The 21,674-nt window shown below is 72.9% G+C and carries 19 protein-coding genes and 1 tRNA gene; 12 read left to right on the forward strand and 8 right to left on the reverse strand.

Annotated features, from left to right (window positions below; translation table 11 throughout):
- Positions 1 to 2: 2 nt before the first annotated feature.
- Positions 3 to 605 carry an oligoribonuclease gene (gene orn, locus OO63_RS12315; RefSeq protein ID WP_030360005.1) on the forward strand — a complete coding sequence of 201 codons (603 nt, stop codon included), beginning with the start codon at positions 3 to 5 and terminating at the stop codon, positions 603 to 605.
- 111 nt (positions 606 to 716) lie between these two features.
- Positions 717 to 789: transfer RNA gene (locus tag OO63_RS12320), tRNA-His, on the forward strand.
- Between the two features lie 70 nt (positions 790 to 859).
- Here OO63_RS12320 and OO63_RS12325 read toward each other — a convergent pair.
- Together OO63_RS12325 and OO63_RS12335 are read right to left on the reverse strand one after the other, a co-directional pair.
- On the reverse strand, positions 860 to 1,270 hold the full coding sequence (locus OO63_RS12325; protein WP_157853991.1) for a hypothetical protein: 411 nt from the start codon (positions 1,268 to 1,270) through the stop codon (positions 860 to 862).
- A 259-nt stretch (positions 1,271 to 1,529) separates the two neighbouring features.
- Positions 1,530 to 2,585: a LacI family DNA-binding transcriptional regulator gene (locus OO63_RS12335; RefSeq protein WP_030360007.1), complete on the reverse strand. Its 1,056-nt coding sequence runs from the start codon at positions 2,583 to 2,585 to the stop codon at positions 1,530 to 1,532.
- A 260-nt stretch (positions 2,586 to 2,845) separates the two neighbouring features.
- Between OO63_RS12335 and OO63_RS12340 the strand changes: the two genes are divergently transcribed.
- From OO63_RS12340 to OO63_RS12355, 4 genes are read left to right on the forward strand one after another with little or no spacing between them, the layout of a single operon-like run.
- A complete protein-coding gene (locus OO63_RS12340) occupies positions 2,846 to 4,186 on the forward strand; it encodes an ABC transporter substrate-binding protein (protein WP_030360008.1) in 1,341 nt (446 codons plus the stop codon).
- A 7-nt stretch (positions 4,187 to 4,193) separates the two neighbouring features.
- Entirely contained in the window at positions 4,194 to 5,222 is a 1,029-nt protein-coding gene (locus OO63_RS12345) for a carbohydrate ABC transporter permease (protein ID WP_106983411.1), read from the forward strand.
- Positions 5,223 to 5,231: 9 nt separating this feature from the next.
- Positions 5,232 to 6,125 carry a carbohydrate ABC transporter permease gene (locus OO63_RS12350; RefSeq protein ID WP_051810789.1) on the forward strand — a complete coding sequence of 298 codons (894 nt, stop codon included), beginning with the start codon at positions 5,232 to 5,234 and terminating at the stop codon, positions 6,123 to 6,125.
- A 57-nt stretch (positions 6,126 to 6,182) separates the two neighbouring features.
- Complete coding sequence (locus OO63_RS12355) at positions 6,183 to 7,622, forward strand: GH1 family beta-glucosidase (RefSeq protein WP_030360011.1); 1,440 nt, start codon at positions 6,183 to 6,185, stop codon at positions 7,620 to 7,622.
- A 118-nt stretch (positions 7,623 to 7,740) separates the two neighbouring features.
- Here OO63_RS12355 and OO63_RS12360 read toward each other — a convergent pair whose 3' ends face one another.
- From OO63_RS12360 to OO63_RS12370, 3 genes are all read right to left on the reverse strand, one after another.
- On the reverse strand, positions 7,741 to 9,207 hold the full coding sequence (locus OO63_RS12360; protein WP_030360012.1) for a cellulose binding domain-containing protein: 1,467 nt from the start codon (positions 9,205 to 9,207) through the stop codon (positions 7,741 to 7,743).
- Between the two features lie 314 nt (positions 9,208 to 9,521).
- Positions 9,522 to 10,952, reverse strand: coding sequence for a sensor histidine kinase (locus tag OO63_RS12365; protein WP_051810790.1), 1,431 nt, complete (start codon positions 10,950 to 10,952; stop codon positions 9,522 to 9,524).
- A 28-nt stretch (positions 10,953 to 10,980) separates the two neighbouring features.
- Positions 10,981 to 11,679: a response regulator transcription factor gene (locus OO63_RS12370; RefSeq protein ID WP_030360014.1), complete on the reverse strand. Its 699-nt coding sequence runs from the start codon at positions 11,677 to 11,679 to the stop codon at positions 10,981 to 10,983.
- 78 nt (positions 11,680 to 11,757) lie between these two features.
- On the opposite strand from OO63_RS12370, the gene OO63_RS12375 reads away from it, so the two are divergent.
- On the forward strand, positions 11,758 to 12,321 hold the full coding sequence (locus OO63_RS12375) for a hypothetical protein (RefSeq protein WP_030360015.1): 564 nt from the start codon (positions 11,758 to 11,760) through the stop codon (positions 12,319 to 12,321).
- A gap of 29 nt (positions 12,322 to 12,350) precedes the next feature.
- Here OO63_RS12375 and OO63_RS12380 read toward each other — a convergent pair whose 3' ends face one another.
- Positions 12,351 to 13,136, reverse strand: a complete 786-nt coding sequence (locus OO63_RS12380) for a spermidine synthase (protein ID WP_380834671.1) — start codon at positions 13,134 to 13,136, stop codon at positions 12,351 to 12,353.
- A gap of 206 nt (positions 13,137 to 13,342) precedes the next feature.
- Positions 13,343 to 13,825, reverse strand: coding sequence for a hypothetical protein (locus OO63_RS12385; RefSeq protein ID WP_030360017.1), 483 nt, complete (start codon positions 13,823 to 13,825; stop codon positions 13,343 to 13,345).
- Between the two features lie 352 nt (positions 13,826 to 14,177).
- Here OO63_RS12385 and OO63_RS12390 point away from each other — a divergent pair, with 352 nt between their 5' ends.
- A complete protein-coding gene (locus tag OO63_RS12390; RefSeq protein WP_030360018.1) occupies positions 14,178 to 15,623 on the forward strand; it encodes an NsdA family TPR-like regulatory protein in 1,446 nt (481 codons plus the stop codon).
- A gap of 45 nt (positions 15,624 to 15,668) precedes the next feature.
- Here OO63_RS12390 and OO63_RS12395 read toward each other — a convergent pair whose 3' ends face one another.
- Positions 15,669 to 16,265: a histidine phosphatase family protein gene (locus tag OO63_RS12395; RefSeq protein WP_030360019.1), complete on the reverse strand. Its 597-nt coding sequence runs from the start codon at positions 16,263 to 16,265 to the stop codon at positions 15,669 to 15,671.
- Between the two features lie 226 nt (positions 16,266 to 16,491).
- On the opposite strand from OO63_RS12395, the gene OO63_RS12400 reads away from it, so the two are divergent.
- From OO63_RS12400 to OO63_RS12415, 4 genes are read left to right on the forward strand one after another with little or no spacing between them, the layout of a single operon-like run.
- Positions 16,492 to 17,583, forward strand: a complete 1,092-nt coding sequence (locus OO63_RS12400) for a phosphatase PAP2 family protein (RefSeq protein WP_051810791.1) — start codon at positions 16,492 to 16,494, stop codon at positions 17,581 to 17,583.
- Complete coding sequence (locus OO63_RS12405; RefSeq protein WP_051810797.1) at positions 17,570 to 18,646, forward strand: hypothetical protein; 1,077 nt, start codon at positions 17,570 to 17,572, stop codon at positions 18,644 to 18,646. Before OO63_RS12400 ends, OO63_RS12405 begins: the two co-directional genes overlap by 14 nt.
- On the forward strand, positions 18,637 to 20,241 hold the full coding sequence (locus tag OO63_RS12410) for a hypothetical protein (RefSeq protein WP_030360022.1): 1,605 nt from the start codon (positions 18,637 to 18,639) through the stop codon (positions 20,239 to 20,241). The genes OO63_RS12405 and OO63_RS12410 overlap by 10 nt, the downstream gene beginning before the upstream one ends.
- Positions 20,238 to 21,596 (forward strand): AAA domain-containing protein, encoded by a 1,359-nt coding sequence (locus OO63_RS12415; protein WP_234311265.1) that lies wholly within the window; start codon positions 20,238 to 20,240, stop codon positions 21,594 to 21,596. Before OO63_RS12410 ends, OO63_RS12415 begins: the two co-directional genes overlap by 4 nt.
- Positions 21,597 to 21,674 lie beyond the last annotated feature (78 nt).

Consider the following 21,674-nt stretch of genomic DNA (forward strand, 5'->3'; position numbering starts at 1 on the left):
GCATGAACGATCGCATGGTGTGGATCGACTGCGAGATGACCGGGCTCTCGCTGACGGATGACGCACTTATCGAGGTGGCCGCACTGGTCACCGACTCGGAACTGAACGTGCTCGGCGAAGGTGTGGACATCGTGATCCGCCCGCCGGACGCGGCCCTGGAGACCATGCCCGAGGTGGTGCGGCAGATGCACACCACCTCGGGGCTCCTCGACGAGCTGGCCGGCGGCACCACGCTGGCCGACGCCGAGGAGCAGGTCCTCGCCTACATCCGGCAGCACGTGAAGGAGCCCCGCAAGGCCCCGCTGTGCGGCAACTCGGTCGGCACGGACCGCGGCTTCCTGCTGCGGGACATGCCGACCCTCGAGGACTTCCTGCACTACCGCATCGTCGACGTCTCCTCCATCAAGGAGCTGGCCCGGCGCTGGTACCCGCGGGCGTACTTCAACAGCCCGGACAAGAACGGCAACCACCGCGCCCTCGCCGACATCCGCGAGTCCATCGCGGAGCTGCGCTACTACCGCGAGGCGATCTTCGTCCCGCAGCCCGGGCCGGACTCCGACACCGCCAAGTCGATCGCCGCGAAGTACGTCCTGCCTGCGGATTAGCCCTCCCCGGCACCCCGTGTACGGGGTCCGTAAAAGGCGTGCGCGAGCACCCCTTCGGACCCTGTACACTTTTTCTCGGCCGGTCGGAAGAACGACAAAGACCGGCCCGTGGTGGGTGTAGCTCAGTTGGTAGAGCACCTGGTTGTGGTCCAGGTGGCCGCGGGTTCAAGTCCCGTCACTCACCCTGAAGGATCGGCCCCTGACCCGGGAACGGGTCGGGGGCCGATTTGTTTCCGGCTCGCGCGCGACCTGGCCTAGGGCGATGCGTGCCTCGTCACATCGGTGACCCGGCAGACGATCTTCCCCGACGCCTGACGCAGCCCGGACGCAGTCTCGTTCGCCACGCGATCCGGCGCCAAGTTGCTCGCGACAGCGCCTCCCTCGGCAATACGCACACCGTCGGCATCGACGAACTCCACCGCGATCAAGTAGTCGGACGTCTGCGAGCTGTGGTTGGTGATGCGCAGCTCAGCGGTGGGCCAGCCGGTACTCGACGCCACCGAGCACTTCGTGAGCTCTACGTCAGCACGCGCGTCCGGCTCCGACGGAGCGGTCTGCTCCTGGGAAGGGCCCCGCTCGGGAGGATTCTCCTCACCACCGCCACCGCCGCCGGAGAGCACCAGCGCCACCACGATCGCCACCAGGACGACAGCGATCAGGGCCACGTACAGAAACACCCGCCCGAGCCGCTTCCGCTTCGGCGAAGGACGCTGTCCCCAGGGAGGCCCGCTCAGTGGCCCGCTCGGCGGCCCACCCGGTGGCCGCCGCCCCCACCCACTCGGCGATGACGCGGCAGGAGGCCGCTGACCTGGCATGACGCCCCCAGATGGCGCGCGGGGCTGATACGTCAAGTATCTCTCTGCCAGATGAAAGGCGCATGTCAGGCCGCGCCTCCCGGCCCCCGCACGGACGGAGCCGAACCCCTCAGGACGAAGCCCTGCGCACCAGCTCTGTCGGCAGCACGATCTGTCGGCGGGCGAGGCGGCGGGCTGCTGCCGGGCGGGTGTCGGCTATCTCGGCGAGGAGGACGTCCGTCATGGTGCGGCCCATCTCCGTGATGGGCTGGCGGACGCTGGTCAGGGGTGGGTCCATGTGGCGGGCGATGGCCGAGTCGTCGAAGCCGACCAGGGCCACGTCGTCCGGTATGCGGCGGCCCTCCTCGCGCAGGATCTGGCGGGCGCCGGCCGCCATCACGTCCGAGCCCGCGAAGACTGCGTCCAGGTCGGGGCGGCGGGCCAGGAGCTCCGTCATGGCGCGGCGGCCGCCGTCCTCGGTGAAGTCGCCGCGGGCTGTCAGGGCCTCGTCGACGGGGTGGCCCGCCTCGGTGAGGGCGTCGCGGTAGCCGTCGAGGCGGCGCTGGGCGCCGTACACGTCCAGGCGCCCCGTGATCGTGGCTATCGTGCGGCGGCCCCGGTCCAGGAGGTGGTCGACGGCCGCCCGGGCGCCCGCGAAGTTGTCGGAGTCCACCGAGGCCAGCGGCTCGTCGGCCGAGCGGCGGCCGCTGATCACTGCGGGGATGTCGAGCTGCTGGAGGAGGTCCGGGAGGGGGTCGTCGGCGTGCACCGAGACCAGCAGGACACCGTCCACGCGGTGCGCCGACAGGTACTGGGCGAGGCTGCGGCGCTCCCGGTCACCGCCCGCGAACGTCAGCAGGAGCTGCATGTCCGTATCCGCGAGCGCGGTGCCCACGCCGTGGATGATGTCCGAGAAGTACGGCTCGGCGAAGAACCGGGACTCGGGCTCGGGGACGACCACGGCGATCGAGTCCGTGCGGTTCGCGGCGAGCGCCCGGGCCGCCGTATTCGGGACATAGCCCAGCTCCGCGACCGCCTCCTCGACGGCCGCGCGCGTCTGCTCGCTCACCCGGGGCGAACCGTTGATCACCCGGGACACCGTGCCACGCCCGACCCCCGCCCGCGCGGCGACCTCCTCCAGCGTGGGCCGTGCCCCGCCGCGCCCCCTGGGCTGACCGCTCCCCATCAGTGCCTCCCCACGACGCGAATCTAACAGCAGGGCCACGACCACCAGCGACGGCGCCGACGGCCCGCAACTCCCGGCGTCCGGTGCCTTGACACCCCCCGGGCGAGCCGCGAACCTTCAAGGCATCACACATGGGAGCGCTCCCACCCTACCCGGCTCTTACATGACCCGCACGTCCCGTCCGAGCCATTTCCCACCAACTCGCACATTTCATACGAGAGTTGACCGGCTGTCGGTACGTCTGGGACCAGGAGGACGCAATGCGCTACAGGACTCGAACGTCCCGCACGGCCGTGGTCCTCGCGGCCGCCACCGCTCTCGCCGCCGGACTGCTCGCCGGCTGCGCGGAGGACTCCGACGAGCCCGGCGGTTCCTCGGGGGGCGGCGGGGACGGCGGGGGCGGAAAGGGCAAGACGACCCTGACCGTCGGGGTGTTCGGCGCCTTCGGCCTGCAGGAGGCCGGGCTCTACGAGGAGTACGAGGACCTCAACCCGGACATCGACATCAAGCAGAACTCCGTACAGCGCAACGAGAACTACTGGCCTGCCCTGCTCACCCACCTCAGCAGCGGCAGCGGCCTCTCCGACATCCAGGCCGTCGAGGTCGGCAACATCGCCGAGCTGACCGGCACCCACTCCGGCAAGCTGATGGACCTCGGCAAGGCCAAGGGCGTGGACAAGGGCGCCTACCTCGACTGGAAGTGGCAGCAGGGCACCACCGACGACGGCAAGACCATCGGCCTCGGCACCGACATCGGGCCGACCGGCATCTGCTACCGCAAGGACCTCTTCAAGAAGGCCGGGCTGCCCACGGACCGCGAGGAGGTCGGCAAGCTCTGGGCCGGGGACTGGAACAAGTACCTGGAGGCGGGCAAGCGGTTCAAGGAGAAGGCGCCCGAGGACACCGCCTTCGTCGACGGCGCCACCGGCGTGATGGCCGCCGTGCACGGCTCCGGCAAGGAGAAGTTCTACGACGCCGAGGGCGAGCTGGTGTACAAGGACAGCGCGGGCGTCAAGGAGGGCTGGGACCTCGCGGCCGAGTTCGCCGAGGCCGGGCTCACCGCGAAGCTCCAGCAGTTCCAGCCCAGTTGGGACCAGGCCTTCTCCAACGCCTCCTTCGCCACCGTGACCTGCCCGCCCTGGATGCTCGGCTACATCAAGGACAAGGCGGGCGACAAGGGCGAGGACCAGTGGGACGTCGCCGCCGCGCCCAAGCCGAGCAACTGGGGCGGCTCCTTCCTGACCGTGCCCGAGGCGGGCAAGAACAAGGAGGAGGCCGCCAAGCTCGTCGCCTGGCTGACGGCACCGAAGCAGCAGGCCAAGCTGTTCGACAAGCGGGCCAGCTTCCCGAGCGCCGAGGCCGCGTACGCCCTGCCCGAGGTGAAGGACGCCAAGAACGCCTACTTCGGCGACGCCCCGGTCGGACAGATCTTCGCCAAGGCCGCCGAGGGCGTGCCGGTCCAGCCCATCGGCCCCAAGGACGGGATCATCTCCCAGTACCTGGCCGACACCGGGATGCTCGGCGTCGACCAGAAGGGCACGTCTCCCGACAAGGCCTGGGACAAGGCAGTGAAGACGATCGACAACGCACTGGACCAGTGATCATCCGGTGACCGACATCCCGAGCGACACCCGTACCGCCGCGCCCTCCACGGGGAAGGAGGGCGCGGCCCCCCGCGCACGGTCCGTGGCGCTGCTCGCCGACCCGGCGGCCGAGCGCCGCCGGGCCCGGCGCAGCCGCCGCTACCGCTGGGACATGAAGTGGAGTCCCTACGCCCTCATCGCGCCGTTCTTCCTCTTCTTCATCGCCTTCGGGCTCTTCCCTCTGCTCTACACGGGGTGGGCCTCGCTGCACCGGGTGGAGCTGGGCACGCCCACCGACATGGAGTGGGTGGGGCTGCGCAACTTCTCGCGGCTCCTGGAGGACGACTTCTTCTGGAACGCGCTGCGCAACACCTTCACCATCGGCCTCATCTCGACCGTGCCGCAGCTCCTCATGGCCCTCGGCCTCGCCCATCTGCTGCACTACCGCCTGCGCGGCTCCATGTTCTTCCGCGTCGCGATCCTCACCCCCTACGCCACGTCCGTGGCCGCGGCGACGCTCGTCTTCGTGCTCATGTTCAGCCGCACCGACCACGGCATGATCAACTGGGCGCTCGGGCTCGTCGGCGTCGACGCCGTGGACTGGCAGAACGGCGACTGGACCGCGCAGTTCGCCGTGTCCTCGATCGTCATCTGGCGGTGGACCGGCTACAACGCGCTGATCTATCTGGCCGCGATGCAGGCCATCCCCAACGATCTGTACGAATCGGCGGCGCTCGACGGCGCGAGCCGCTGGCAGCAGTTCCTGCACGTCACGATTCCCTCGCTGCGGCCGACGATCCTGTTCACCTGCGTGGTGTCGACGATCGGGGCGACCCAGCTCTTCGGCGAGCCGCTGCTCTTCAGCCAGGGCGCGAGCCCCACCGGCGGCTCCGACCACCAGTTCCAGACGCTCGGTCTCTATCTCTACGAACAGGGCTGGTTCAACCAGCACCTGGGCCGGTCCTCGGCGATCGCCTGGACCATGTTCCTCATTCTCGTCCTGATCGGCCTGCTCAACTGGGCGATCAGCCGCTGGATCCGCAGAAGCGCGTGAGGGGATGACGTGGCAAGCCTCAAGACACGCGGCGCAAGCCTCAAGACAAGCGGCGCACGCCTCAAGAAGCGCGGCGCCGGACGCCAACTGCACGGCGGCAAGCTGGCCTACGCCGTACTGATCCTGTTCACCATCGGCTCCCTCTTCCCCCTGGTGTGGACGGCGATCGCCGCGTCCCGCAACAACACGCGGCTCGCCGAGACACCCCCGCCCTTCTGGTTCGGCGGGAACCTCTTCAAGAACCTGGAGATCGCCTGGACCGACGCCAACATGGGCACGGCCCTGCTCAACACCCTGGTGGTGGCGGGCACCATCACCGTGGGCACCGTGCTCTTCTCCACCCTCGCGGGCTTCGCCTTCGCCAAGCTGCGGTTCCGCTTCCGGGGGCTGCTCCTGCTGCTCGTGATCGGCACGATGATGGTGCCGCCGCAGCTGAGTGTCGTACCGCTGTTCATGATGGTGGCCGAGTTCGGCTGGACCGATCAGCTGCAGTCGGTGATCCTGCCGACGCTCGTGAGCGCCTTCGGGGTGTTCTTCATGCGGCAGTACCTCATCGAGGCGCTGCCCACCGAGGTGATCGAGGCCGCCCGGGTCGACGGGGCCAGCAGTCTGCGGCTGATCTGGCACGTGGTGTTCCCCGCGGCCCGGCCCGCCATGGCCGTCCTCGGCATGCTGACCTTCGTCATGGCCTGGAACGACTTCTTCTGGCCCATCATCGCGCTGACGCAGGGCGGCGAACCCACCGTGCAGGTGGCCCTCGCCGGGCTCGGCCGCGGTCAGATCCCCGACCAGTCCGTGATCATGGCGGGCGCGCTGCTCGGCACGCTGCCACTGCTCATCGCCTTCGTCCTGTTCGGCAAGCAGATCGTGGGCGGCATCATGCAGGGCGCCGTAAAAGGCTGAACCCACTCCACCGGCACGCCTATTGGACCTTTCCGTACGACCCATGGGAGCGCTTCCATGACCCACGCGAACCTGCGATTCCCGGCCTCCTTTGTGTGGGGCGCCGCCACCGCCGCGTACCAGATCGAGGGGGCGGTGCGGGAGGACGGCAGGACGCCGTCGATCTGGGACACCTTCAGCCATACGCCGGGCAAGGTGCTCGGCGGGGACACCGGGGACGTGGCCTGCGACCACTTCCACCGGTGGCGCGACGACGTGCGGCTGATGGCCGACCTCGGGATCGGCGCGTACCGCTTCTCCGTGTCGTGGCCGCGGGTGCAGCCGACCGGGCGCGGGCCCGCCGTGCAGCGCGGGCTCGACTTCTACCGGGCACTCGTCGACGAGCTGCTCGCGCACGGCATCACGCCGATGGTCACGCTCTACCACTGGGACCTGCCCCAGGAGCTGGAGTCGGCCTTCCCCAGCGGCTCCCCGGCGGGCGGCGGCTGGCCGGAGCGGGACACCGCCTACCGCTTCGAGGAGTACGCGGGCATCGTCGCCGGGGCGCTGGGCGACCGCGTGGAGCTGTGGGCGACCCTCAACGAGCCCTGGTGCAGCGCGTTCCTCGGCTATGGCTCGGGCGTGCACGCGCCCGGCCGCACCGACCCCGAGGCCGCCCTGCGCGCGGCGCATCACCTCAACCTCGCCCACGGCCTGGGCGCCCGGGCGCTGCGCGCGGCGCTGCCGCCCCGCGCCCGGGTCGGCGTCTGCCTCAACCCGAGCGCCGTGCGCCCGCTGACCCCGTCCGCGGCGGATCTCGACGCCCGGCGCCGCATCGACGCGCTCGCCAACCGCGTCTTCACCGGGCCGATGCTCCGCGGGACGTACGACGACGATCTGCTCGCCGACACCGCGCGGATCACGGACTGGTCCTTCGTGCGCGACCGCGACCTGGCCACCGCCCGGCAGCCGCTGGACTTCCTCGGCATCAACTACTACTCCCCCGCTGTCGTGTCGGCCGCCCCGCACGCGGACGGACCGCGTCTCGACGGGCACGGCGCCGCCGACCACTCCCCCTGGCCGGGCGCCGACTCCGTCTCCTTCCACCGGGCGCCCGGCGAACTCACCGCCATGGACTGGCCGGTGGACCCCACCGGCCTGAAGGACCTTCTCCTTGAGTACACCGCTCAGGCCCCCGGGGTTCCCCTTTTCGTGACGGAGAACGGCGCGGCCTACGACGACAAGCCCGGCGCGGGCGGCCAGGTCCACGACCCCGACCGGATCCGCTATCTGCACGGCCACCTCACCGCCGTGCACGAGGCGATCCTCGCGGGCGCCGACGTGCGCGGCTATTTCCTCTGGTCGCTCATGGACAACTTCGAGTGGGCGTACGGCTACAGCAAGCGGTTCGGGGCGGTGTACGTCGACTACGAGACGCAGGAGCGGACGCCGAAGTCGAGCGCGCACTGGTACGCGAAGGTGGCGGCGAGCGGGGAGCTGCGCGCGGCCGAGGAGTGAGTCCTGCGGCCCAGGGGACAAGTGTGCGCCCCGGCCGGGTGGGGGGAAGGTGCCGGCCGGGGCGCGTGTGGGGGGATGCGGTGGCTGTGGGAGGCCGCTCCTCGGCGGCTGCTCGCGGCTACTTGTAGGCGGCGAACGCCTTCGTGAACGCCAGCGGGTCCTGCGCGATCGACGAGCACGTCGGCTGAACGGAGTTGTTGCCGCCCGCGCAGGCCTTGTCGCGCGTCGACGACCACATCGACAGCCATCCGAGGCCCTTGTCCTGGGCGAACTTCACCAGCTGGGTGGCGTCGTCGACCTTGAAGATCTCCGTGGTGACGTCGTTGACGCCGATCATCGGGGTGACCGCGACGGTCTTCCAGGCCTGCGCGTCCGACAGGCCGAGCACGCCCTTGATCTGCGCCTGGGTCGCGGTCGCCGCCTGGGTGGCGTAGGTGCCCATGTCGTCGCTGTAGGCGGGTCCGTAGTCCATGGCCATGATGTTCACGGCGCCGATCTTCACGCCGTTCTTCTTCGCGTCGGCGAGCAGGTCGACGCCCGGCTGGGTCAGGCCCTCGGGCATCACCGGCAGCGTGAAGGACACGTCGAGCCCCGGGTGGTCCTTCTGGAGGGCGGCGATGGCCTGCGCGCGGCGGGAGTTGGCGGCGGTGTCGGGCAGGGCCGCGCCCTCGATGTCGAAGTCGACCTTGGTGAGCTTGTACGTGTCGATGACCTTGCCGTACGCCTTGGCGAGCGCGCCCGCGCTGTCGCAGCGCAGGCCGAGCTCGGATCCTGCCGCGCCGCCGAAGGACACGCGGACGTCACCGCCCTTGGCGCGCAGATCACCTATCTGGGCGGCCACCTTGTCGTCGCCGAGCGCGGTGCTTCCGCCCCACAGGGGTTCGCAGCCGCCACCGGAGGTGACGAAGGCCAGGTTGAACTCCTTCACGCCGGTCTTCGTGGCGGTGTCGAGGAGGTCGTAGGCCGGAGCGAGGGAGGTGTCGACGAAGGGGGCGAACTTGGCGGCGCCCTTGGTTCCGGCGCCCTCGCTCGGGGTGGGGGTCGGGGTCGGCTTCTCCGTCGGCTTGTCGGTGGGCTTGTCCGTGGGCTTCTCGGTCGGCTTGCCGGTCGGGTCCTGGGTGGGCTTCTCGGTGGGGCGGCCGGAGGGCTGCGGGGCCGCGCCGTCGTCGGCCGCGCACTTGGCATCGTTGATCAGGCACTTGACCGGATCGGCGGCGCCGGACACGACGAAGCCGACCGTCAGGGACTCGCCCGGCGCCAGCTCCTTGTCCCACTTGGGCGGTGTGACGGTGACGCGGCGCCCGTCGACCTTGTGCTCGGCGTTCCACAGCGAGCTGAGCTCGGCGCCCGCGGGCAGGTCGAACTCCAGGGTCCAGTCGGCCTTGGCCTCGTCGGAGCTGTTCTTGACGACGTACTGCGCGGTGTAACCGCCCGACCAGTCGCTGGTCTTGCTGTACGCGGCACCGACGGAGGCCGCCTGGGCCGTGCCCGACAACAGGAAGGCACCGCCACCGACGACGGCCGCCGTGACGACGGCGCCGATCGCCTTCTGCCTGCCTGTGATTCTGCGACGGTGGGTGCTCATGGCTGCGCCTGCCTTTTCGGGGGGGGTGCGGGTGGGACCGCTCCGCACGTTAGCCCCGCGTGGGCGCGACAAATGGGGCTTCCCGGGTCCGGGGGTGGATCTTAGGGCGGGCTTAAGAGTGGGATCGGGGTGGGGAAAGGTTGGGCGGCTTCTTCCCCAATCCCGCCCCTTCCCGAAACTGGGGGCGCTGCCCCCAGACCCCCGCTCCTCAAACGCCGGAGGGGCTAGATTTTTCGCCGGTGCGGCACGGTTTTAGCCCGCCCCGGCAAAGTTTTAGCCCGTCCGGCGATTGAGGACGAGGCGCGAAGCGCCGATCAGCGGGGTCCAGGGGGCGCAGCCCCCGGTTTCGGGAAGGGGCGGGATCGGGGACGCCCCCGCCGCCGCACACTCCCCCTCCGCCGCCCCCCGGCCAGGGACCGCCGCGGATCCCGCTGGATCCAGAGGCGCACCTCCGTACCGCCGAGAACCGAGCGGCCGATGCGCACATCGCCGCCGGTGGACTCAGCGAGGCGGCGGACGATGTCGAGGCCGAGGCCGGTCGAGCCTGAGGATGCGCCCGAGTTGCCCCGGGCCAGCGCCGCCTGCGGATCGGCGATCCCGCCCCCCGCGTCGGAGACGAGCACGATCACCGCGTCCTCCCCGCTGTGCACGTCCACGGCGAAGGCCGCGCCCTCCCGGGTGTGCCGGAAGACGTTGCCGAGCAGGGCGTCCACCACGGCGACCAGGTCCGCCCGGGCCACCGGGATCCACACCGGCTGCTCCACCCCGGCGACCCGCGCCTCGCGCCCCTCGTCCTCGGCGAGCGCCGACCAGAACTCCATCCGTTCGCGGATCACCTCGGCGGCGTCGCACCCGGCGCCGGGACCGATGTGCACGCCGGCTGCCGTCTGCGGCTTCGCGTCCCGCGCCGTACGGATGATGGTGTCGACCTCGCGTTCGAGGCGTTCGACGGCGACGCGGGTCTGCTCGGCGGCGGGGCCTTCGCCCAGCGAGGCGGCGTTGAGGCGCAGCACGGTCAGGGGGGTGCGCAGGCGGTGGGAGAGGTCGGCCGCCAGTTCCCGCTCGTTGGCGAGGAGCTGGACGACCTGGTCGGCCATGGAGTTGAACGCCACGGCGGCGAGCCGCAGTTCGGTCGGCCCGTCCTCCGGCACCCGCGCGGCGAGCTTGCCCTCGCCGAGGTCGTGCGCGGCGCCCACGAGCCGCCGTGCGGGCTGGACCATGCGGACGCCGAGGCGGTCGGCGACCGCGACGGACCCGATGATGAGCGCCACGCCGACGCCCGCGAGGACCAGCCAGGCCGTGGCCACGCCGTTGCTGACCTCGCTCTCCGGCACGAAGATCTCGACGACGGCGATCTCGCCCGAGCTGAGGCCGAAGGGCTGGAGCAGCGCGGAGCCGCCGGGCACGCCGGCGGTCCTGGCCCGCCCCTCCTCCCGGGTGGCGGCCACGTCGCGGGCGGCGGCGCGGCGGTCGCCGATCCTGAGCGGCGGCTGCTCGCCGACGGCCGGTACGTACACGGCCATCCGCCCGTCGCCGCCCGCCTCCGAGCTGGCGACGGCCCGGCTGAGCTGGGTGCGGTCGGTGGTGATGGAGAGGGTCGGGCCCATGCCCGCGGCGTGCCGTTCGGCGGCCGAGAAGGCGCGGTCGCGGGCCATCTCCTGGATGACGAGGCCCAGCGGGATGGCGAACGCGGCCACGACCATCGTGGTGACGGCCAGACACACCCGCACGAGCGCCCACCTCACGGCGCGGCTCCCGCCCGCCGGGCGCGGGTCACAGCGGTGGCTCCAGCTTCACGCCGACGCCCCGCAGGGTGTGCAGATAGCGGGGGTTGGCGGCGGTTTCGCCCAATTTCCTGCGCAGCCAGGACAGATGGACGTCGATGGTCTGGTCGTCGCCGTAGCTCTGCTGCCAGACCTCGGCGAGGAGTTCCTTGCGCGGTACGACGACTCCGGGCCGCCCGGCGAGAAAGGCGAGCAGGTCGAACTCGCGCCGGGTCAGGTCGAGCCGGGCGCCGTCCAACTGGGCCTGGCGGCGCAGCGGGTCGACGGTGAGGCCGCCGACCTGGAGCACGGGCCGGGGGGTCGCCTCGCCGTTGCCGGATCCGGAGCCGCGGGAGCGCCGCAGCACGGCGGCCATGCGCGCGGACAGGTGCTCGACGGAGAACGGCTTGGTCAGATAGTCGTCGGCGCCGTCGTTGAGGAGCCGCACGATCTCCGCCTCGTCGTCGCGCGCGGTCGCGATGATCACGGGTACGTCGGTGATGCCGCGCAGCATCTTCAGCGCCTCGGCCCCGTCGAGGTCGGGCAGTCCGAGGTCCAGGATGACCAGGTCGAACCGGAAATGCGCGACCTCGCGCAGCGCCTCCAGGGCGGTGCCGACGCTCCGTACCGTGTGGGAGGCGTCGGTGAGATGCCGGATGAGGGCCGAGCGTACGAACTGGTCGTCCTCGACGACGAGCACACTTGCCATGGGCGGCACCGTACGCCATTCGGGGGACACGGGTGCCTCCTGGCCCTGAGCGCGGCGGGTGGTGCACTATGGCCCGCGATGCACAGAGGTCTCGTACACACCATCGCGTGGTCGCTCGCCACGGGCGCGGCGGTCACGCTGTCGTGGTGGGGTGTGCGCACGGTGATGGCGGGCACGGCGTACGATCCGCCGCGCGCGCTTCCCCTGGTGTCCGGCGACCGGTCGGCGCTGCCGCGGTCGTCGTCCACGCACCGCCCGGAGCCCACCCCGAGCCCGCCGGAGAAGTCCGGCGAGCCGTCCGGGTCGAAGCACCCCGACCCGACGAAGACGCCGGAGCGCGGCACGAAGAGCCCGCAACGCCCGTCCCCGGACCATCCGCGGGGCGACCGGCCCGAGAACTCCGCCTCGCCGCCCCGGTCGGGGAGCGTCAAGGGCTACACCACCGAGGGCGGCCGCGTCGTCTTCGACCTGGGCAGGTCCTCCGCGACGCTCGTGTCGGCGTCACCGGCGGCGGGCTGGTCGATGCAGGTGTGGAAGGCGCCGACGTGGATCCGCGTGGAGTACACCTCGGGCGCGGACCGCGTCTCGGTGTTCTGCACGTGGCACGACCACGCGCCGAAGGTGGACATCAACACGTACTGAACTCCGGTGTACGTGACGGAATCCGGCCGTCAGCGGAACACCGACGACGGCGGCGCGGGCGACGCCACCGCACCCGCGTCCCTGACGACCGCCGCGCCGCCGCTGAAGGCGCCGAGCGCGGGCCCGTGTTCGACCCGGGCCGGGTGCGGGTCACCGGCGCTGCGCCGGGTGAGTTCGGCGATGGGCAGCGGCTGTCCGGCGCCGAGGAGCACGGCGTTGCCGAAGCGTTTGCCGCGCAGGACGGCGGGGTCGGCGACGAGGGCGAGTTCGGGGAAGACGGTGGCGGCGGTGGCGAGTTGGCCGCGCAGATAGGCGAGCGGGGGGCCGTCGGCGAGGTTGGCGGCGTACCAGCCGGTGGGTTTCAGGGCCCTGCGGACGTCGCCGAGGAACTCGGCGGTGGTGAGGTGGGCGGGGGTGCGGGCGCCGCTGAACACGTCGGCTATGACGAGGTCGGCCCAGCCGTCGGGGGTCTTCGCGAGCCCTTCGCGGGCGTCGGTGCCGCGGACGCGTATGCGGGCGCCGGGGTCGAGGGGCAGGGCGCGGCGGACGAGCTGGACGAGGGCGGTGTCGCGCTCGACGACCTGCTGGGTGGAGCGGGGCCGGGTCGCGGCGACGTACCGGGCGAGGGTGAGGGCGCCGCCGCCGAGGTGCAGCACGTGCAGGGGCCGCGCGGGCGGGGCGGCGAGGTCGATGATGTGGCCGATCCGGCGCTGGTACTCGAAGTCGAGGTGCGCGGGGTCGTCGAGATCGACGTGCGACTGCGGCGCACCGTCGACCAGCAGCGTCCACCCCCGGGCCCGCTCCCGGTCGGGCATCAGCTCGGCAAGCCCTCCGTCGACTTCCTCGACGAGTGCTTCCCGCGCCGACCGTCCCCGCCGATTCCGTGCCACACCCCCATTATCAACGCGGCGGCAGACACCCGCTCAGCAGGCCACTACAGCCTGTCCGGCGCTTGAGGACGAGCCGCGAAGCGGCGAAAAGCGGGGCAAGGGGCGCAGCCCCCTGTACCCACGCCGCAAAGTCAACGACAGTTGTCCGCGGCCTCGATCATGCGAGCGGCCTCCCCCAGCGCGGCCCGCAGCACAGCGGGGTCGGTCACCGGGTCCGTTTCCCCTGGCGGCACGAGCCATCCCGTCCCGGCGACGGGCGGCGCGGGCACCGGATCGGGGTCCCGGACCACGGCGACACCCCGCCCGAAGGTCTGGGTACAGGCGCTGCCGGGCAGATCCCACCCGTCCGCGGTGCCGGGCGGCACGAGGAAGCCGAGCGTGTCGCACCCACCGTCGTGCAGCACGGGCCCCACGGCCTCCGCACCGGCCCCCCGGCGCAGAATGTCGACGGCCTCGAGACCCTGGCGCGCGGGGACGGTCACGAGGTCGCACTCCTCGTGACCGTCGGGGTCCTCGTAGCCGTCGAGGCCGACGCAGCCGGGTCCCGCGCTGCGGTCCTGGCTCGGCCGGTGCCCGGCCGTCGTCAGCGCGCCCCCGGATTCGCTGTTCTCCATGCCGAATTCCAACAAGGGAACCTCCTCGCCAGGGCGGAAGCGGCGTCGCTCCCTCTCCGCATGGTTCAACGCGCCGACGCGTCAACGGCTACGGCGCCACGCCGCCGCAAAGGATGGCAGTTCATGGCAGATCACGGGTGAGATATCCGGTTTGTAGCCAAACTCCGCGTGGTGGCCGGTTCACAGCCGGTACGTTCATGCTCCGCCGGAACACGCCGGAACACGCCGGACCGAGCCGGAACATGCCGGACCGAGCCGGAGGGAACACGTCCGCACCGGTCGGCGTACCGGCGGCCGACGGCGCGGGCCGGCGTGCCACGGTCCAGCACGGTCTCCAGCGAGAGGATCCGGCATGGCGTCGTCGTCATCGGCATCGTCAACTCCGCCTCCGCGTCCGAACATCGCGTTCCGGCAGCTGCGCGGGCAGCGCTCCCCGGGCGAGTTCGCGGCGGCGGTGCGGCGGGCCGCGCGCGAGATCGGCGAGCGGGTCAGCTGCGACGCGCGGTACGTCGGCCGCGTGGAGGCGGGCGAGATCCGGTGCCCCAACTACGCGTACGAACGGGTGTTCCTGCACATGTTCCCCGGCCGGACGCTGACGGACCTGGGGTTCGCGCCGCGCGCGGCCGTCCGGGGCCGGGGGGCGCGGGCCGCCGGGGACGCGCGCGGGGAGGCCACCGGCCGCCCGCATGACAACCACGACCCGAGGTACCCGCGTGCCAGTGACAGCGACAACACCTTCAGCACCGAGGAGAGCGACGTGCGGCGTCGCGCATTCATGACCAGCGGCACGGCCACCGTGGCCGTCGCCTCCCTGGGCGCCGTCGGGCTCCCGCTGAGCGCCGCCGAGGCCCGCGCCCGCGAGCCGCGCCGGTTCCGCGCGGCGGACGAGCACGAGGTGAACGCCGTCGAGGAGGCCGTCCGCGAGATCCGCCTGCTCGACGACCGGCACGGCGCCGACGGCCTCTACCAGCGGGCGGCCGCCCCGCTGCGCACCGCCTACGCCCTGCTCGACGCGGGCACCACCCGGCAGGGCGGGCAGGCGGCGACCGCCCGGCTGTACTCCGGCGCGGGCGAGCTCGCCATCTCCGTCGGCTGGCTCGCGCACGACTCCGGCCGCTTCGACGACGCCCGCTCGCACTACGCGGAGGCCCTCGCGACGGCCCGGATGGCCGGGGACCCCGCCCTGGAGGCGCACGCGTTCTGCAACACGGCGTTCCTGGCCAGGGACGCGGGCCGGCCCCGGGAGGCGGTGCGGGCGGCGCAGGCCGCGGCGCGGGCCGCCCGGCGCCTGGAGTCGCCCCGGTTCCTCTCCCTGCTCGCGCTGCGCGAGGCGGGCGGCTGGGCCGGGCTCGGCGACCGCACGGGCTGCCGCCAGGCGCTCATCCGGGCGCACGCCCTGTTCGACCGCGGCCCGGCCGAGACCGACCCGGAGTGGATGACCTTCTACGGCGCCGCGGAGCTGGCCGGCCTGGAGGCGCAGTGCTGGTCGGCGCTCGGGCAGTGGGAGCGCGCGGCCCGGCACGCGCAGCGCGCGGCGGGCGTGGCGGCGGAGCAGACGCCGGAGTTCACGCGGAACATCGCGCTGTACACCGCGGAGCTCGCCGACGACCTGGCCCGCGCGGGCCGCCCGGACGAGGCCGCGGCGGCGGGCCTGCGGGTCCTCGCCCTCCTGGACGAGGTCCAGTCGTCGCGGATCGCGTGCATGCTCGCGACCACCGCCCGGCTGCTTCTGCCGCACCGGCGGGCCGCCGAGGTGACGGGCTTCCTGGAGCAGCACGCGGCACGCGCGCGTGGCTGACGGCACACGACGCACGCGCGCGTGGGCGACGTTCCGGCCCGCGAGCTATCCGGCGAGGTGGCCGGTCTCGTTCCAGGACTCCAGGGCGGGCTCGCCATAGGCCCAGCCCAGGACCGAGAGGGACGTCGGGTTGAGGCGGATGCGGGACGCGAACTCGATGTCGTAGCCGAGCCAGCGGGCGCCGATCGCGCGCAGGATGTGGCCGTGGGCGAAGACGAGGACGTCCCGGTCGGCCTCGCGGGCCCAGGCGACGACCTCGTCGGCGCGCGCGGACACCTGCGCCAGCGTCTCGCCGTCCGGGACGCCGTCCCGCCAGATGAACCACCCGGGGCGCAGGGCCTGGATGTCGGCGGGCGTCAGTCCGTCGTACGCCCCGTAGTCGAACTCCATCAGCGCGTCCCACTCGGCGGCCCGGTCGCCGAACCCGGCGAGCTCGCACGTCTCCCGCGCGCGGGACAGCGGGCTGGTGCGCACCTCGACTCCGGGGAGGCCGTCGTAGGGCGCCCGGTGCAGCCGCTGGCCCAGGAGTTTCGCGCCGCGCCTGCCCTCTTCGAGGAGCGGGATGTCCGTCCTGCCGGTGTGCTTTCCGGACAGCGACCACTCGGTCTGTCCGTGCCGGGCCAGCAGGATGCGCGGTGCCATGAGAAGCCTTTCTACAAGGACATGCAAGGACAAAAGGGGACAGTCGCCTGTCCGTTCCTTCCATCATCACTCACACCGCAGAGGCGCAACCCGGGCGGCGATCTCTGCGTCTTTGAGGCACAGGGGGATGGCTCATCGGCCTTCGCGTACGCCGTAAAGTGACCCAGCGGCCGTACGCCGCGACAACAGAGCGGGAACAGCGCGAATGAGATGGGGGACCCACCGGATGCCGCAGACCGAGGCAAAGGGCGCCGGCAGCCGCGGCATATCCGAGGGCCCGACGACCCCACTGCGCCCGCGCTGGTGGACGGAGCTGCCACTGATCCTCCTGGTGTACGGGGCCTACTCCGCCGGGCGGCTGCTCGCGCGCGGGGACGTCACGACCGCCGTGGGGCACGGCCTGGACATCCTGCGGGTCGAGAAGGCGCTGCACCTGAACCTGGAGCATCCGCTCAACCGGCTCTTCACGGCCCACACCTCCATCGGCGTCCCGGCGGACTTCTGGTACGCCTCGCTGCACTACCTGGTCACTCCGCTGGTGCTGATCTGGCTGTTCCGCAGCAGGGCCGTGCACTACGCCGCCGCCCGCACCTGGCTGATGGTGTCCACGCTCATCGGCCTGGTCGGCTTCACGCTGATGCCGACCTGCCCGCCGCGGCTCCTCGACGGCAAGCACGGCTTCGTCGACACGATGGCGCAGTACAGCGACTGGGGCTGGTGGGGCGGCCAGGCCAGCGCCCCGCGCGGGCTCGGCGGCATGACCAACCAGTACGCGGCGATGCCCAGCCTGCACGTCGGCTGGTCGCTCTGGTGCGGCGTGATGCTGTGGCGGTACGGCCGCACGCCCCTGGTGAAGGCCATCGCCATCGCCTATCCGCTGCTCACCACCATCGTCGTCATGGGCACCGCCAACCACTACTTCCTCGACGCGGTCGCGGGCGCGGCCGTGATGGGGCTCGGCCTGCTGCTCGTCCGGCCGGTGCAGCGCGGCGCGGCCCGGGTCAAGGCCCGGCTGCGGCCGGTCCTCGCGACCGCCGTCGCCACCCGCGCCGCCGGACGCGACAAGGCCGCCACGGACACCACCGCCGCCACCGCCGCCTCAGACGCCACTGACTCCTCGATTGTCAGTGCCGGATGCCAGACTTCGGCGGGTGAGCGAATTCCCCATCAGCGCAAGCTCGGGACCGATCCGGGCGGCAAGTCCGCCGCCAAGCCGGGCGGCAAGCCCCGCGGGAACAAGGGCGCCCGACCCGCGGGCCGCGCCGCGGACACCGGGGACGGCGCTCAGACACCGGCTCGCGGAGCTGCGCGGACCTGACGTACCGCCGCAGTCCCTGGACGCCCGCGCCCTGGCCGCCCTCGCGGCGAACCCGGGCTGCGGGCGGCGCGCGCTCCTGGACGGCGCGGGCGTGCCCAAGGCGGCGCTCGCCGAGGCGCTCGGCTCGCCCTCGGGCTTCGGGCAGTCGCAGTTCGCGTTCATGCGGGGGCACGCCTTCGAGGCCCGGGTGAAGGCCGACGGCGGCACGGAGCTGCTGCGCCTCACGCACGCGTGCCTGGGCGGCGGCCCCGAGCCGGAGCCCGGCGCGGCGAGCGTTCCTGACCTCACGGCGGCCGGACCCGCGGGCCGCACGGCCCGCACGGAGCTGGCCCTCGAGGAGGCCTCGGCCACCGGGACCTGGACGCTGCTCGACCACCCGATGCTGGCCCTGGACGTCGCGGGCACGCCCGCCTTCCTGGAGCCGGACGCCGTGGTCGTCGCCCCGGACGGGACCTGGACGGTCGTCGAGATCAAGTCCTTCCCCATGATCGACGGCGCCGCGGACGCGGCGAAGGTGGGCGCGGCCGCGCGCCAGGCCGCGGTGTACGTCCTCGCCCTGGAGGAGGTCGCGCGCCGCCTCGACCCCGCGCCCGAGGTGCGCCACCGCGCGCTCCTCGTCTGCCCCAAGGACTTCTCGAACCTGCCGACCGCCTCGGCCGTGGACGTCCGCAAGCAGCTCGCCGTCACCCGCCGCCAGCTGTCCCGCCTGACCCGCGTCGAGGACATCGCGGCCACGCTGCCGCCCGGCACGACGTTCGACGTGACGCGGCCCGCCGCCGAGCTCGCCGCCGCGGTCGACGCGGTCCCCGCGACGTACGCCCCCGAGTGCCTGGCCGCCTGCGAGCTGGCCTTCCACTGCCGCGACCGGGCCCGCGCGGCGGGCGAGCTGACCTCGCTCGGCCGCTCCCTGCGCGCCGACCTCGGCACGCTGGCCACCATCGACGAGGCCCTCGCCGCGGCCAGGGGCGAGGCGGGCGACGCCGACGACCCGGCGGTGGCGGCGCTGCGCCGCGCGGGCGCGCTGCGCGCGGAGGCGCTCGCCGGAGGTGTGCGTTGTCCCTGATCGACAACCTGGCCCGGCTCGACGCCGCCACCACAGGCCGCGCCCAGCCCAGGGCCACCGTCCGGCACCGGCACCTGTCCGAGCGCCCCTTGGTCTTCGTGCCGCTCATCACCGCCGGCGAGACGGGCGCCCCGCTCGGCGCCCTGATCGGCACGGAGCGCACGTCCCCCCTGCTGCTCACGGTGGCCCAGCCCCGCGACCGCGACCTGCGCTTCGCGTTCCTGTCCCGGCTCGCCGAGATCCTGCTGCCGTACGTCGAGTCGTACGCGGACGACGTCGAGGCCGCCGAGCGCACCGAGGCCGACCCGGAGACCGGCAAGCGCGTCAAGGTCGAGGTCGAGCTGTGCGCGGACGCCCCGCAGCTGATCGTGCCGAGCCGCGCGGGCATCGAGTTCGTCCGGCTGCTCGGCCGGTCCATGCGGTTCCGGCGGACCGCCGAGCAGGATCCGGACGCGCCGTATCCCGCGCCCCCGCGCGTGCCGCTGCTCGGGCGCTGGCTCACGCACTACGGCGAGCGCTCCCGGGTGCCCGGCTCGTCGCTGCTGCTCGCCATGACCGACCTGCTGTCCCGGCACTGGGCCACGGGCCAGTCCTCCCTGGAGGAGCAGCACCTGGGCGCGCTGCTCGCGTGGATCGAGGCGCCCGAGGGGACGTCGGGGGCGGACGCGGCGCTCCGGGCGGAGCTGGCCAGGGACGCCGACGGGCAGTTGCTGTGCCCGCCCGCGGGCCCCGCCACTGACCCGGCGTTCGACAACCAGCTCCTCGCCCCGGCCATCGAGCGCCACGACCGGGCCCGCACCGCGCTCGCCGCCGCCGCGGACGGCGTCGAGGCGGACGCGCTGCTGGCCGCGCTCGGCGCCGCCGAGCGCGAGATCGACGCCCTGGTGGCCAGCCGCACCCGGCCCACGTGGGACGCGGTGTGGCGCGGCCTGGACGCGCTGTGCACGCTGCCCGAGGCGCCGAGCGCGGTCGACCGGTGGCGCGGCGACCGCTGGTCGTTCACCGGGCACCGCGACCGCGTCGCCGCCGGTGAGCCGCCGCAGCCCCGCGTCGACGACGCGGTCACCGCCGCGAACAAGCTGGCAACCCGCGAGCGCGAGCAGGCCAGGCTCGACGCCCAGGAGGCCCTGGACGACCCCCTGGTGATGGCCGGGCGGCGGCTCGCGGGCGAGGCGTTCGCCGGGGAGGTCACCGACGTCGTCATGGCGTACAGCGAGGGCCGCTCGCCACGGCCGCGCCCCCTCGTCACCGTCCGCACCCCCGACCGCCCCCAGCTCGACGAGGGCGTGAAGGCCTACCGCTCCCTCGCGGGCAAGCCCCAGTCCTTCCAGTTCGTCGCCCACGCCCCCGACGGCGGGCTCGTCCTGCGTCTCCTGGACAAGATGGGCCGCGGCAAGGAGCCCGAGCCGGGCTCGGTCCCGGAGGTGGGCGACCGCCTGTGCTGGACGCTCTTCGAGCACGAGCAGCGGGGCGGGCCGCGCCTCCCGGACCCGGAGGACACCCCGTGGACGCACGGCGGCCCCCCGCGGACCGAACCCGCCGCCACCCCCGTCGGCGAACGGCCCGACCCCGTGACACCGGAGGACATCCTGTGAGCCCGGCCCCCATCGCCCCCGGCCAGGCGCCGTTCGACCCCGGGACGGAGGCCGCCCGGGCCACCGACGCGATCCTGCGCGACACGCTGCACGGGGCGCACCGGGGCGTCGTCGTCGACTCCCCGCCCGGCGCCGGGAAGTCCACCCTCGTGGTCCGCGCCGCCCTCGAACTGGCCGCGGCCGGGCGCCCCCTGATGGTCGTCGCCCAGACCAACGCCCAGGTCGACGACCTCGTCCTGCGCCTCGCCGAGAAGAATCCCGAGCTGCCCGTCGGACGGCTGCACAGCAGCGACCCGGACCCGTACGACAAGGCTCTCGACGCCCTTCCGAACGTACGCAAGTCAGCGAAGGCGGGCGACCTCGCAGGGCTCGACGTCGTGGTCTCCACCGCCGCGAAGTGGGGGCACGTCAAGGACGTCGAGCCCTGGCGGCACGCCATCGTCGACGAGGCGTACCAAATGCGGTCGGACGCCCTCCTCGCCGTGGCCGGGCTCTTCGAGCGGGCCCTGTTCGTGGGCGACCCAGGGCAGTTGGACCCGTTCGCCATCGCCGAGGCCGAGCAGTGGGCGGGGCTCGCGTACGACCCGTCGGCCTCCGCGGTGACCACGCTCCTCGCCCACAATCCCGGGCTGCCGCAGCATCGGCTGCCCGTGTCGTGGCGGCTGCCCGCGTCGGCGGCGCCGCTGGTGTCCGACGCGTTCTACCCCTTCACGCCCTTCCGCAGCGGCACCTCCCATGCCGACCGTGCCCTGAACTTCGCCGTCCCTTCCGACGGTTCGGGCCCCGACCGCGTGATCGACGAAGCGGCCCTCTCCGGGTGGGGCCTCCTGGAACTGCCCGCACGGAACACCCCGCGTACGGACCCCGAGGCGGTCCGGGCCGTCGCTCTCGTGGTGCGGCGCCTCCTTGACCGGGGCGGGGCGGCGACCTCGGAGCGGTCCCCCGACCCCGCGCCGCTCACGGCCGACCGGATCGCGGTGGGGACGGCGCACCGGGACCAGGCGGCAGCCGTACGCGGCGCGCTCTCCGCCCTCGGGGTCGTGGACGTGACCGTCGACACGGCCAACCGCCTGCAGGGCCGGGAGTTCGACGTGACCGTCGTTCTCCATCCGCTCTCCGGCCGACCGGACGCCACGGCGTTCCACCTGGAGACGGGGCGCCTGTGCGTGCTCGCGTCCCGGCACCGGCACGCGTGCATCGTCGTGTGCCGTGCAGGAGTTGACGCGCTCTTGGACGACCACCCGTCCACGGAGCCGGTCCAACTGGGCGTCACCGTCAAGTTCCCCGACGGCTGGGAGGCCAACCACGCAATTCTCTCGCGTCTCGCGGAACACCGGGTGCCCTGGCGCCCGTAGCCCACAGCGCCCGGGGGCCGCCGTACCCCTCCCCACACATCAAAGTGACCGTCGGACGGGGCTGTGCCCACCCGTTCC

Origin of the sequence: Streptomyces alboflavus (genome assembly GCF_000716675.1) — a bacterium.
Classification (GTDB): domain Bacteria; phylum Actinomycetota; class Actinomycetes; order Streptomycetales; family Streptomycetaceae; genus Streptomyces; species Streptomyces alboflavus.